Source organism: Methylobacterium nonmethylotrophicum, from assembly GCF_004745635.1.
GTDB lineage: Bacteria > Pseudomonadota > Alphaproteobacteria > Rhizobiales > Beijerinckiaceae > Methylobacterium > Methylobacterium nonmethylotrophicum.
In genome coordinates, this window is record NZ_SRLB01000024.1 from 1 (window position 1) to 12,264 (window position 12,264).

The 12,264-nt window shown below is 72.4% G+C and carries 10 protein-coding genes; 4 read left to right on the forward strand and 6 right to left on the reverse strand.

The window, feature by feature from the left end:
- Positions 1–467: 467 nt before the first annotated feature.
- Both EU555_RS25855 and EU555_RS25860 read left to right on the forward strand, forming a co-directional pair.
- Entirely contained in the window at positions 468–1,871 is a 1,404-nt protein-coding gene (locus tag EU555_RS25855) for an FAD/NAD(P)-binding protein (protein WP_135418220.1), read from the forward strand.
- A 348-nt stretch (positions 1,872–2,219) separates the two neighbouring features.
- Complete coding sequence (locus EU555_RS25860) at positions 2,220–2,717, forward strand: Lrp/AsnC family transcriptional regulator (RefSeq protein WP_281041317.1); 498 nt, start codon at positions 2,220–2,222, stop codon at positions 2,715–2,717.
- A 34-nt stretch (positions 2,718–2,751) separates the two neighbouring features.
- On the opposite strand, the gene EU555_RS25865 is transcribed toward EU555_RS25860, so the two are convergent.
- From EU555_RS25865 to EU555_RS25885, 5 genes are read right to left on the reverse strand one after another with little or no spacing between them, the layout of a single operon-like run.
- A complete protein-coding gene (locus tag EU555_RS25865) occupies positions 2,752–3,606 on the reverse strand; it encodes a GNAT family N-acetyltransferase (RefSeq protein ID WP_135418221.1) in 855 nt (284 codons plus the stop codon).
- Between the two features lie 44 nt (positions 3,607–3,650).
- The gene (locus tag EU555_RS25870; protein ID WP_135418223.1) at positions 3,651–5,111 is read right to left on the reverse strand and encodes an NAD-dependent succinate-semialdehyde dehydrogenase; all 1,461 of its coding nucleotides are present in this window, start codon (positions 5,109–5,111) and stop codon (positions 3,651–3,653) included.
- A 17-nt stretch (positions 5,112–5,128) separates the two neighbouring features.
- Positions 5,129–6,613, reverse strand: coding sequence for an aldehyde dehydrogenase family protein (locus EU555_RS25875; protein ID WP_135418224.1), 1,485 nt, complete (start codon positions 6,611–6,613; stop codon positions 5,129–5,131).
- A gap of 55 nt (positions 6,614–6,668) precedes the next feature.
- Entirely contained in the window at positions 6,669–7,394 is a 726-nt protein-coding gene (locus EU555_RS25880; protein WP_205820992.1) for a cupin domain-containing protein, read from the reverse strand.
- Positions 7,391–8,059: a haloacid dehalogenase type II gene (locus EU555_RS25885; protein WP_135418226.1), complete on the reverse strand. Its 669-nt coding sequence runs from the start codon at positions 8,057–8,059 to the stop codon at positions 7,391–7,393. The genes EU555_RS25880 and EU555_RS25885 overlap by 4 nt, the downstream gene beginning before the upstream one ends.
- Before the next feature lie 315 nt (positions 8,060–8,374).
- Here EU555_RS25885 and EU555_RS25890 point away from each other — a divergent pair, with 315 nt between their 5' ends.
- Together EU555_RS25890 and recD2 are read left to right on the forward strand one after the other, a co-directional pair.
- Positions 8,375–9,310: a 2-hydroxyacid dehydrogenase gene (locus tag EU555_RS25890; protein WP_135418228.1), complete on the forward strand. Its 936-nt coding sequence runs from the start codon at positions 8,375–8,377 to the stop codon at positions 9,308–9,310.
- Between the two features lie 108 nt (positions 9,311–9,418).
- Complete coding sequence (gene recD2 / locus EU555_RS25895; protein WP_135418230.1) at positions 9,419–11,713, forward strand: SF1B family DNA helicase RecD2; 2,295 nt, start codon at positions 9,419–9,421, stop codon at positions 11,711–11,713.
- A gap of 10 nt (positions 11,714–11,723) precedes the next feature.
- On the opposite strand, the gene EU555_RS25900 is transcribed toward recD2, so the two are convergent.
- A complete protein-coding gene (locus EU555_RS25900; protein WP_135418232.1) occupies positions 11,724–12,260 on the reverse strand; it encodes a DUF2244 domain-containing protein in 537 nt (178 codons plus the stop codon).
- Between the last annotated feature and the right edge of the window lie 4 nt (positions 12,261–12,264).

Genomic DNA, 12,264 nt, shown 5'->3' on the forward strand with positions numbered 1-12,264 from the left:
CGGCCCTCCCAAGAAGGCCGACCCGCAGGGACGACGCCGTCCACGCTTCTCTTTCTCATATGAACTTGTCAAAGAGCCGATCGGGCCAGGGGCCAGATCTCGTACCGTAGAGAACAGACAACAGAGCCAGGTTTGACCGGCCTCTGCTTGCTCGTCTGTCGGGTAGTGCCTCGGGGCCGAGCCGTTCGTCTCGGCGCCCCGTCGGTGAGCGGTCGTTTAAGGGTAGCCGGCTCGCCTGTCAACACGCTCGGAAACCGAAGCTGCGACAGGAGGCGGGCAGGGGACCTGCCGAGCCTCCGCGGCTGGCCTGCGCCTTAGGTGGGGACGCGTGCGCCACGTTCAAGGGCTCGGCTGCCCCAGCGATCGCGAATTCGCCTGGCGGCCGCACCACTTGCGGACCGGCCGAGACCTGCGGGCCGGCTTCCCCTACATAGACGGGCGACGCAGGAGACCGACGGCGGATGCGCATGACCCTTCCTCCCATCGCGGTGATCGGCGCCGGCTTCAGCGGCACCATGGCGGCGCTCCACCTGAGCCGGCTCCTGCCGGAGCGCCCGGTCCTGCTATGCGAGAAGTCCGGTGCCTTCGCGCGGGGCCTGGCCTACGCCACCGCCTGTCCCGATCACCTGCTCAACGTGCGCGCCACCAACATGAGCGCGTTTCCGGACCGGCCGGATCACTTTTCGCGATGGCTCGAGAGCTGCCCTGTCGACGGGGTGGCCTGGACCCGTTCCACGCCGGCCGGGCTGTTCGCGGCCCGCGGGCTCTACGGCCGCTACCTCACCGACCTGCTGCTGGCGGCCCTGTCGGCGCCGGGCCAGGCACCGCGCCTGATGTTGGAGAACGACGAGGTGGTCGATCTCGCGCCGGCGGATGAGGGCTTCTGCCTGACGCTCGCGGCCGGGCGGAGGCGTATGGTCGCCGGCGCGATCCTGGCCTGCGGCAACCTGCGGGCGCCGCCCGGGCCGCGCAGCCGCTACGCCGTCGACCCATGGGACGGCTCGCCCCTCGACGACCTGCGTCCCGACCTGCCGCTGCTCATCGTGGGGACCGGGCTCACCATGGTCGATGCCGTGGCGGCCTTGCGTCAGCGCGGGTTCGCCGGGCCGATCCTCGCGGTGTCGCGCCGCGGGTTGCTGCCGCAGGTTCACGCCGCCACGGTACCGTGGCCGGCTCCGGACGTACCTGCAGCGGCGCGAGGCTCCCTGACGCGCCTGCTGCGCGTCGTGCGTGACGAGGTGCGCCGGGCCGCGGCGGCAGGCGTCGATTGGCGCAGCGTGATCGACGCCCTGCGGGGTGCGAGCATCGACCTCTGGCGCGGCCTGCCGCTCGCCGAGCAACGCCGCTTCCTCCGTCACGTCCGCGCGTTCTGGGACGTGCACCGCCACCGCATGGCGCCGCCGGCCGCCGAGATCATCGGCCGTGAGCTGGCCGGCGGCGGCCTGACCCTGATGCGCGCCCGCGTGGTCGCGGTCGAGGATCAGGCCGGGCAGGCCCGGGTCACGCTGCGCGCCAGGGGCGCCGCGGAGCTGCAGACGGTCGAGGTGCAGCGGATCATCGACGCATCCGGGGTCGCGCGGGTGGCCGATACCGAGGACCTGCTGCTGCGCCGCCTGATGGGTCGCGGCCTGATCCGCCCGGACGTCCTCGGGCTCGGCCTCTCAGTGGCGGACGATCTCGCGGTGGTGGATCAGCGAGGCGACGCGAGTCGGCCGCTCTGGACGCTCGGCCCGCTGCTGCGCGGGACCTTGTGGGAATGCACCGCCGTGCCGGACATCCGGGGCCAGGCCGCCGACCTGGCCCGGCGGGTGGCGACACGGCTACAGGAGGCAGCGCCTGGTGCGGAGCGGGTTCTGGACGAAACCGCGTGAGTCACCGAGAATGGCCGTCCGTTCAACGGCTTGGCTCGACCACCGACCGCTCCGAATGTCATTCCATAACATACCTTATGCGAATCGTGTCTACAGGCGCCGGATTGAAAAAGGCCCACTCTGGCTGATTGGAAATGGCGCACTCTCCCGTTTCGCGGGCCTGCGGCCCGCATGACAACCGACCGCCGCTCTGACAAGGTTGGCACGGCGTCAGCCAGGCGGTTCGGCCGAGCTGTGCAGCCACGCGGTCCGACGGAGGCGGCTCCGTCCGCCGGAAGGCTCGCCCGGCCGCCTCGGTCCTTCCCGGCGACGCCGCGCTCTGCCGAGCCGAAAGCGGGAATCTCGTTCGTGAACCAGCAGACGACCAGGCTCGACCGGATCGACATGAGGATCCTCGTCGAGCTGCAGAAGAACGGGCGGATGACCAACGTGACGCTGGCGGACGCCGTCGGCCTGTCGGCGAGCCCGTGCCTGCTCAGGGTCAAGCGCATGGAGCAGGCCGGCTACATCACGGGCTACGGCGCCCACATCGCCCTGCCGAAGCTCGGCGAGACCGTGACGGTGTTCACCGAGATCACGCTGAGCGGCCACGCCCCGGAATATTTCCAGCGCTTCGAGCAGTCCCTGCGCAAGGTCGACGAGGCGATGGAGGCCCACCTCGTCAGCGGCGGCTACGACTACCTGGTGAAGTTCGTCACCCGCGGCCTGTCGCATTACCAGGACGTGATCGAGGCGCTGCTCGAGCGCAACGTCGGCATCGCCAAGTACTTCAGCTACATCGTGCTGCGCACGCCGATCGTGAAGACCGAACTTCCGCTCGCCACCCTGTTCGGCGACGCGCGCTGAGACGCGGCGGGGCGAGCGCCCCGACGGTCGCGGCCTAACCGAGGGCCTGGTTGGTGAGGGTGAAGACGCGGGCCGGCCCGGTCGCGGGCGGCGTGCCGCGGGTCATCGTCAGGCCCCGGTCGACATTGCCGAGGCCGCTTGCCTCCGCGAAGGCGACGAGCGGGCCGTCACGCTCCGGCGTGTCGAGGCGCAGGAAGGTGCCGGCATGGGTCCGCACGTGCGGGCTCGCCAGCGCCACCGCGGCCTCGGGCTCCGTCGCGATGAGCGGGCCGACGACGTGGCCGCGGCCGAAGGGCCGGCAGACCGAGAAACCGGCGATCCGGCCGCCCTCCTCCAGCACGAAGGTCCGGCCGACCCGGCGCAGGGCCGCGAGCAGGCGGGTCCGGTCGCCCCCGAACGCCGCGCGGTCGAGAGCCGCGATGGCGGGCCAGTCGGCCTCGGCCGCCGCGCGCACCCGCGGGTCGTCGATGGCGGCCGCCGCGTCCGCTGTGCCCTGGTACTGCGTGACCGTGCCGGTCGGGCGAAACCCTTCCGCCTCGTAGAGGCGCTGGCCGGCCGCGGTGGCGGTGAGCCGGATCGTGCGGTCGCCGGCGGCGGAAAAAATCTCGCGCATCATGCGCCGGCCGGTGCCCTTCGCCTGCATCCGGGGCGAGACGATCACCATGCCGATCGTGGCCAGGCCCTCGCCGAAGGGCCACCACATCGCCGAGCCCATCACCCGGCCGGCATCGTCGCAGGCGACGACGCCGTGGCCGAGTTCCAGCACCAGGCGCCAGTCGTCGGGCCGGTGCGGCCAGCGCACCTCGACCGAGAGGCCGTGCACCGCCTCGATATCGGCCTCGCTCATCGGGCGGATCGTCGTCAGGGCGATGGTCGTCGGACTGGTCATCGCGTCGGGTCTCCGTGCGGGGCCGTGATCACAGGCCGCCCAAGTTACAGCCCACCCATATGGAAGGACTTCAGTTCCAGGTACTCGTCGATGCCGTAGCCCGAGCCCTCGCGGCCGAGGCCCGACTGCTTGACGCCGCCGAAGGGTGCGGCCTCCAGCGACACCGTGCCGGTGTTGAGCCCGACCATGCCGAATTCGAGCGCCTCGCCGACCCGCCAGGCCCGGCGGATGTCGGAGGTGTAGAAGTACGAGGCGAGGCCGAACGGCGTCGCGTTGGCGATGGCGATCGCCTCCTCCTCGCGGGAGAAGCGCATCAGCGGCGCCAGCGGGCCGAAGGTCTCCTCGTTCGCCAGCCGCATGCCGGTCTCGGCCCCGGTCAGGACCAGGGGCGGCACGAAGCGGCCGCTGATCGCGTCGGGGTCGCCCGCCGCCAGCCGGGCGCCGCGGGCGAGGGCGTCCTCGAGATGCGCCGTCACCTTGGCAACCGCCGCATCGGTGATGAGCGGCCCGATCGTGACGCCCGGCGTGAAGCCGTTGCCGAGGGTGAGTTTTTCAGCGGCCTCGGCGAGGCGCGCGGCGAAGCGGTCGTGGATGCCGTCCTGCACCAGGATCCGGTTGGCGCAGACGCAGGTCTGGCCGGCATTCCTGAACTTCGAGGCCATCGCGCCCGCGACCGCGAGGTCGAGGTCCGCGTCGTCGAAGACGATGAACGGCGCGTTGCCGCCGAGCTCGAGGCTCAGCCGCTTGATGGTCGGGGCCGACTGCGCCATCAGCAGACGCCCGACCGCGGTCGAGCCGGTGAAGGAGAGCTTGCGCACCGTCTCGCTGCCGGTCATCTCGGCGCCGATCGGCTGAGGGTGGCCGGTGACGACGCTGAACACCCCCTTCGGCACCCCTGCCCGCTCGGCCAGCACCGCCAGCGCCAGGGCCGAGAACGGCGTGAGGTCCGCGGGCTTGACCACGATCGGGCAGCCGGCCGCGAAGGCCGGCGCCACCTTGCGGGTGATCATCGCGATCGGAAAGTTCCACGGCGTGATCGCCGCACAGACGCCGACCGGCTCCTTCAGCACCAGCACCCGGCGGTCGCCGGACGGTGCGGTGAAGACGTCGCCGGTGATACGGCGCGCCTCCTCCGCGAACCACTTCACGAAGCTCGCCCCGTAGGCGACCTCGCCGCGGGCCTCCGCCAGCGGCTTGCCCTGCTCGGCCGTCATGATCGCCGCCAGATCCTCGGCGTGGTCGAGGATCAGGGCGTTCCAGCGCTCGAGGATCGCGGCCCGCTCCGCCGGCTTCGTGCGGCGCCAGGCCGGAAAGGCGGATTCGGCCGAAGCGATCGCCGTGCGGGTCTCGGCGCCGCCGCAATCCGGCACCGTACCGATCGTCTCGCCCGTCGCCGGGTCGGTCACCGGCAGGCTGGCGCCGGACTCCGCGTCGCGCCAGGCGCCGGCGATGAAGGCCTGGAACCGCAGGAGCGCAGGGTCGCGCAGGGTGTCCTTGGTAACCATGGAGGCCTCCGGGGCTCTCAGAACGCGATCAGGACGCTCTTGTGGCGCAGATTCGCCTCGACCGCCTGGCGGCCGAGATCCTTCCCAATGCCCGAACGCTTGAAGCCGCCGGTCGGGACCACGAAGTCGGCGGTGCGGCCGTAGCGGTTGATCCAGACCGTGCCGGCCTGGATCCGGCGCATCGCCCGCATCGCCTTGCCGATATCACCGGTATGGACGCCCGCGGCGAGGCCGTAATCCGGATGGTCGGCGAGCGCGATGCCCTGTTCCTCGCCGCTGAAGGTCTGCACGGTCAGGACGGGCCCGAAGATCTCCTCGCGGGCGGCCGGCATGTCGGGCGTGACGTTCGTCAGGATGGTCGGCGCGTACCAGGCGCCCGCGTTGCGCCCGGGCATCGGCCCGCCGCCGCACAGGACCGTGGCGCCGGCCGCGATCGTGCGGCGCACGATGTCGTCGATGCGGTCGAGCTGGCGGCGCGACACGATCGGCGCGAAGCCGGTCCCGGCCTCCCAGGTCGGGCCAGGCCGCACGGCCGAGAAGCACGCCACGAGCGCGTCGAGCATCGCGTCGGCGACCGGCTCCTCGACGATCAGCCGCGAGCCGGCGACGCAGACCTGGCCGGCATTGTACAGGATCGAGCCGGCGACGTCGCCGGCGGTCTTGGCGAGGTCCGGCACGTCCGCGAAGACGAGCTGCGGGCTCTTGCCGCCGAGCTCCAGGGTCACCGGCTTGACGCCGCTCGCCGCGCTCGCGGCCATGATCGCGGCGCCGGTCAGGGTCGAGCCGGTGAACGAGATCTTGCCCACTCGCGGGTGGCGGCAGAGCGCGTCGCCGGTGGTGCGTCCGTCGCCCTGGATCACGGTCAGGAGGCCTGGCGGCAGCCCGGCCTCGACCGCGATCTCGGCGAGGCGCAAGGTCGAGAACGGCGTCAGCTCGGACGGCTTGACCACGACGGCGTTGCCGGCGGCGAGCGCCGCGCCGGCCTTCCACGACACCATCGAGAGCGGAAAATTCCACGGCGTGATCGCCGCGACGACGCCGTAGGGCTCGGACACGACGAGGCCGAGATGGTCCGAGCGGGTCGCCGCCACCTCGCCGCCGAGCTTGTCGGCGTATTCGGCGAAGAACCGGAAGGCTTCCGCCGTCGCCGGCACGTCGTAGGCCATCGCGTCGGTGATCGGGCGGGTCGAGGACAAGGCCTCCAGTTGCCCGAGCGCGCACCCGTCGGCCTCGATCAGGTCGGCGAAGCGGCGCAGCACCCTCGCCCGCTCCCGCGGCGCGCAGGCGCCCCAGCCGCTCTGCGCCTGCGCCGCCGCCGCGTCCGTCACGGCCCGGTCGACCGTGGCGGCGTCGGCCACCGGCAGTTCGGCGATGACCTGCCCGTCGGACGGGCGGATCACGGGCAAGCCGGGACCGCCGGTCTCGAGCCGGCCGGCGATGAAATGACCGTTCGGGATCCGGATCGAGGCCGGATCGAAGGAGAGCGTGTCGCAGCTCGGCATGGCTTTGTCGTCGCTTCTCGCAGGACGGGCAGGCGGGAGGGGCGGATGAGTCGCGTCAGGCCGGCCGGTGGATGGCGTAGACCTTGGCGACGTCCTCGCGGCTCTCCCAAGAGCAGGAGGCGCCGGCCTCGACCAGGAAGACGTCGCCCTTCACGAAGGTCGCCTCGCGGCCGGTCTCGTCCACCACAGTGACCGCACCGGCGAGCAGGTGCATCAGCTCGTGATGGCGGTAGCGCATCGGCCGGCGGTGATAGGGCGTCGAATCCCACACCCCGCACAGGAAGGTGCCATCCGCCGAGGTGAAGTCGGTGTGGTTGCGGCAGGACGGCGTCTCGCCGACGAGGAGGTCCGCCGTCGGCGGGTTCGAGCGGGCGAGTGCCGCGCCGCGGTCGATCCGCACCGGGCCCCGCCCGGTCTCGGCCTCCGCGGCGTACGCCATCACGATCACCCGCGCCCCGGCCGCGCTCGCCCAGGTAAAGCCCGCGCCCATCGGCAGGACGACGCTGTCGTCGGCCGCGAGACGCTCGACCCGGCCGTCGGCGCCGGTGATCGCGACGTCGCCCTCGAGGACGATCGCGAAGGCGTCCGCCCGGCAGGCCGCGACCGCGCCGGTCCCGGCCGGCAGCAGGAGCGCGACGAGGCGCAGGCGCGGATCGGCGAGCGGCAGCTGATGTGCGCCCGCGAGCCAGTCGTCGCCGGAGGCCGGGGCGGCCTCGGCCGCGAAGGCGCGCAGGTCGTGGAAGCTCCGCACGGCGGCGGGCATGGCGAGGGCGGCGCTCACAGGCCGAGCAGCCCCGGCAGGCCGCTTACGTCCTTGATCTCGTGGTAGCCGTAAGCGGGATTGGCCGGCTCGTGGCCGCGGTTGACCCAGACCTTGTTGGTGATGCGCAGGTCGTGCGCGGTCATCAGGTCGTAGCGGAAGCTCGACGAGCAGTGCAGGATGTCCTGCGGGCCGCAGCCGAGCTGGTCGAGCATGTACTCGAAGGCCTGCATCCGCGGCTTGTAGGCCTGGGCCTCCTGCGCCGTATAGGCGGCGTGGAACGGCGCGCCGAGCTTGGCGATCGCGTGCGGGATCAGGTCGGTCATCGAGTTCGACAGGACCACCAGGGGGAATTCCCTGGCGACCTTCGAGAGCCCCTCGACCACGTCCGGATGGGGGCCCCAGGTCGGCACCGCGGCATAGACCGCGTCCGCGTCGCTGTCGCGGTACGCAACCCCGTTGAGCCGGCAGGTGCGGATCAGCGCGTTGGCGACCACGTCCCGGTAGGGCTTCCACGGGCCCAGCACCTCGTCGAGGCGGTAGGCGGAGAAGTCGTCCACGAAGGCGTCCATGCGCTCTGCCGGGACCCGGTCGGCGTAGAGCCGGCGGGCGACGGGCGCCATCTCGAAATCAATCAGCGTGCCGTAGCAGTCGAAGGTGATGTACTTGGGCGACAGGCGGGCCATCGGGGGTCTCCCTGCGGGGTCAAGCCGTGCCGGAACCCTAAGGCGGGTCGACGGTCTCCGGACTCCGTTGTGCCGGCCCCGGCGGTGGCGTTCCTGCGCTTTCGGCCCGCCCGCACGGCAGGTCCTGCCGGACGGGCGGATCGCCCACCCGCCGGCCGCCCCCGGTAATGCGCCTCGCGGCAGCCTCTGCCGCCGTGGGCTCGCCCCTCGCGCCGATTCCGCTTGCCGGCGGCGCCGGATTCGGCGTCTCCCGCGCGCCGCGCGCGCCTATCGTTGGATCATCCGCGGGAAACGTCCCCATCGAGCCGAGGCCTCATGATCCCTCCTCTCATCGCCTACAAGTCGGATCCGGTCCGCGGCGCCGTCTGGCACGACATCTTCGCGCGCGAGGCGCCGGACCTGCGCCTCGTCGACTGGACGCCGGACGGCGAGGCCGCCGAGGCCCGCTTCCTCGTCGCCTGGACGCCGCCGCCGGACCTGCCCCGCGCGATGCCGCGGCTGGAGGCTCTGTTCTGCATCGGGGCCGGCATCGACCACCTGCCCGTCCGCGAGCTGCCGCCGGCCGTGCAGGTGGTTCGGATGGTCGACCCGAACCTCACCGCCTCGATGGTCGAGTACGTCGTGATGGCGGTGCTGGCGCTCCACCGCGACCTGCCGTTCTACCGCATCGAGCAGGCCGGAGGGCGCTGGACCCCGCGGCCGGTCAAGCCGGCCGCGGAGCGCCGGGTCGGCATCATGGGTCTCGGGGTGCTCGGCCAGGCGGCGGCGCGGGCGGTCGCCGGGTTCGGCTTCCCGGTCCGCGGGTGGAGCGCCTCGCCCAAGGCCCTCGACGGGGTCGAGACCTTCGCGGGCGACGACGCCCTGGGCGCGTTCCTGTCCGGCACCGACATCCTGGTCTGCCTGCTGCCGCTCACCGCGGCGACGCGGGGCCTCCTCGACGGCGACCTGTTCGCCCGCCTGAGCCCCGGCGCCGGGCTGGTGAATGCCGGCCGCGGCGGGCACGTCGTCGAGGCCGATCTCGTCGCCGCGCTCGAGGGCGGCCGGCTCTCGGGCGCCGTCCTCGACGTGCTGGCGACGGAACCGCCCCCGGCCGGCCACCCCCTCCTCGCCCATCCCCGGGTGATCGCGACCCCGCACGTGGCGAGCGCCACGCAGCCGGCCGGCGCCGCCCGGCAGGTGATCCAGGGCGTGCGCGCCCATCTGCGCGGCGAGCCGATCCCGCACGCCGTCGACCGCTCGCAGGGATACTGAGACGGTCGCCAGTCTCAGGTCGGATCGCGGGAAGGACCGGCGGCCCGCGCGGGCCCCCGGCCCCACCCTTGCGGGCACCTCGCGCCCTCCCGATCTCAGGGTGCGCCGATGGCCCCGTTCGCCGCCCCTCCCCGTTCCCGCTCGCCCGACGCCCTCGCCGGGTCGATCGAGCGCGTCACCTTCCACAACGCCGAGAGCGGGTTCTGCGTCCTGAAGGTCAAGGCGCGGGGCCGGCGCGATCTCGTGGCGGTGATCGGCCACGCGCCGGCGGTGGCGGCGGGCGAGTGGGTGACCGCCACCGGCGCCTGGGTCAGCGACCGCGAGCACGGGCTGCAGTTTCGCGCCGACACGATGGCGGCGACGCCGCCGACCGGCGTCGAGGGCATCGCGCGCTACCTCGCCTCTGGCCAGATGCGCGGCATCGGGCCGGAGATGGCCAAGCGCATCGTCAGGGCCTTCGGGGCCGACACCTTCGCGGTGATCGAGGCGGCGCCTGAGCGCCTGACCGAGGTCTCGGGGATCGGCCCGACCCGGGCCGCGCGGATCACCGCGGCCTGGGCCGAGCACAAGGTGGTGCGCGAGATCATGGTGTTCCTGCACGCCCACGGCGTCGGTACCGCCCGGGCGGTCCGGATCTTCAAGACCTACGGCACCGAGGCGGTCGCGGTGATGACCGAGGACCCCTACCGCCTCGCCCGGGATGTGAAGGGCATCGGCTTTCGCACGGCGGACGCCATCGCGGCCCGGCTCGGCCTGCCGCCGACCGCGCCCGAACGCCTGCGCGCGGGCCTCGCCTACGCGCTCCAGGCCGCCATGGATGACGGCCACTGCGCCCTGCCGGTACCGGACCTGATCGCCCGCGCAGCCGAGCTGCTCGCCGTCGATGCGGGCCTCCTGCGCACCGCCCTCGTCGACGAGATCGGCGGCAAGTCAGTGGTGATGGACACGATCGGCGAGATTCCTCACCTCTTCCTGCGCGGCCTGCACGCGGCCGAATCCGCCATCGCCGAGCGGGTGATCGCCCTCGACGACGCCCCCCTGCCCTGGGACGAGATCGACACGGGCGCGGCCTTGGCCAGGGTCGAGGCCGAGACCGGTCGGCCGCTCTCGCCCTCGCAGCGCGCCGCCGCCGCGACGCTGCTCCACGCCAAGGTCGCGGTGATGACCGGCGGCCCCGGCGTCGGCAAGACCAGCACCCTCGACGCGCTGCTGCGGGTGCTGGCGGATTCGCAGGCCGAGGTGCTGCTCGCCGCCCCGACCGGCCGGGCCGCCAAGCGGATGAGCGAGCAGACCGGCCGCGAGGCAAAAACCATCCACCGCCTGCTCGAGATCGACCCGCGCCACGGCGGCTTCCAGAGGGACGAGCACAGCCCCTTGGCTTGCGACCTCCTGGTGCTGGACGAGGCCTCGATGATCGACGTGCCGCTGATGAACGCCCTCACCCGGGCGATTCCGCGCCACGCCGCGCTCTGGCTTGTCGGCGACGTCGACCAGCTCCCCTCGGTCGGCCCCGGGAGGGTGCTGGCCGACGTGATCGATTCGGGCCGCGTCGCGGTGGCGCGCCTGACGGAGGTGTTTCGCCAGGCGGCCGAGAGCCGGATCGTCACGGGCGCCCACCGGATCAATGCCGGGCGGGTGCCGGAAGGCGCGGAGACGCCGGACGGCGACTTCTTCGTGGTGAGGATCGACGATCCCGAAATCGGGGCCGAGAAGCTCGTCGAGATCGTCACCCGCCGCATCCCGCGCCGCTTCGGCCTCGACCCGGTCAAGGACGTGCAGGTGCTCTGCCCGATGACCCGCGGGGCCTTGGGCAGCCGCCACCTCAACCAGGCGCTCCAGCGGGTCCTGAATCCGGACCCGCCGGTCTCGGTCGAGCGCTTCGGCTGGGTCTTCGCCCCCGGCGACCGGGTGATGGTGGGCCAGAACGACTACGACCGCGAGGTCTTCAACGGCGACCTCGGGGTGGTGCTGCGGGTCGATCCGGAAGAAGGATCGCTGGTCGCGGGCTTCGACGGGCGCGAGGTGACCTGGCCGTTCGAGGAGCTCGATGCCTTGAGCCCGGCCTACGCCATCACCATCCACAAGTCGCAAGGATCGGAATACCCCGCCGTGGTGATCCCGGTGGCCATGCAGCACTACACGATGCTCGCCCGCAACCTGCTCTACACGGGCGTGACCCGCGGCAAGCGGCTGGTGGTGCTGGTGGCCCAACCGAAGGCCGTGGCGATCGCGGTGAGGGGCGGGGCCAAGCCGCGCTTCACGAAGCTGGCGGAGTGGTTGCAGCGGCCGGTGAGAAAACAGGCAGGACGGCGGAGTCCCGGCGTGTCCATCTCCTCGCCCTCCCCTTTCCCGGAAGGCTGGAGCAAAGCGGAAGGAGATCCGGGAAAGGGGAGCACTTCATGAAAGTGGTGGGTCAATATCCCTTCTTCACCTCGGCCAGGGCCCGGGTCAGCCCCTCCGCCACGGTCTGCCGCTCCACCGGCGACGCATCGCGGGCGACGAGCACCCGCTGGCCGCGCGACACGAAGGCCAGCGACAACAGCCCGTACTCCTCGTCCTCGACCTTGTGCAGCCGCGTCCAGAGCGGGTTGAAGCGCCACTCGGCGCGCTCGCCGCGATGGCTGACGCGGGCGACCAGCACCTCGATCTGGCTGATCACCACCTCCTCGAAGGAGCGGCCGCGCCGGGCGTTGAGGGTGAGGGCGAACCACAGGGCCGCGACGTCGAGGCCGAAGAAGCCCGTGACCGGCCACATCCCCATCTGCAGGAAGGCGATGCCCGTCACCAGGGCGACGGCGCCGAAGAACCCCATGACCACCCGGAAGCCGAGGCGCGACAGCGAGCGATGCGGCCGGATGGTCGCGGAATAGACGGGACGCTCGATCGCGTCGGGGTCCCGCCCGTAGGGGTGCCGCGCGCCTGCGTCGTCCGGTTCCTTGCCGCTCGCCATGCCC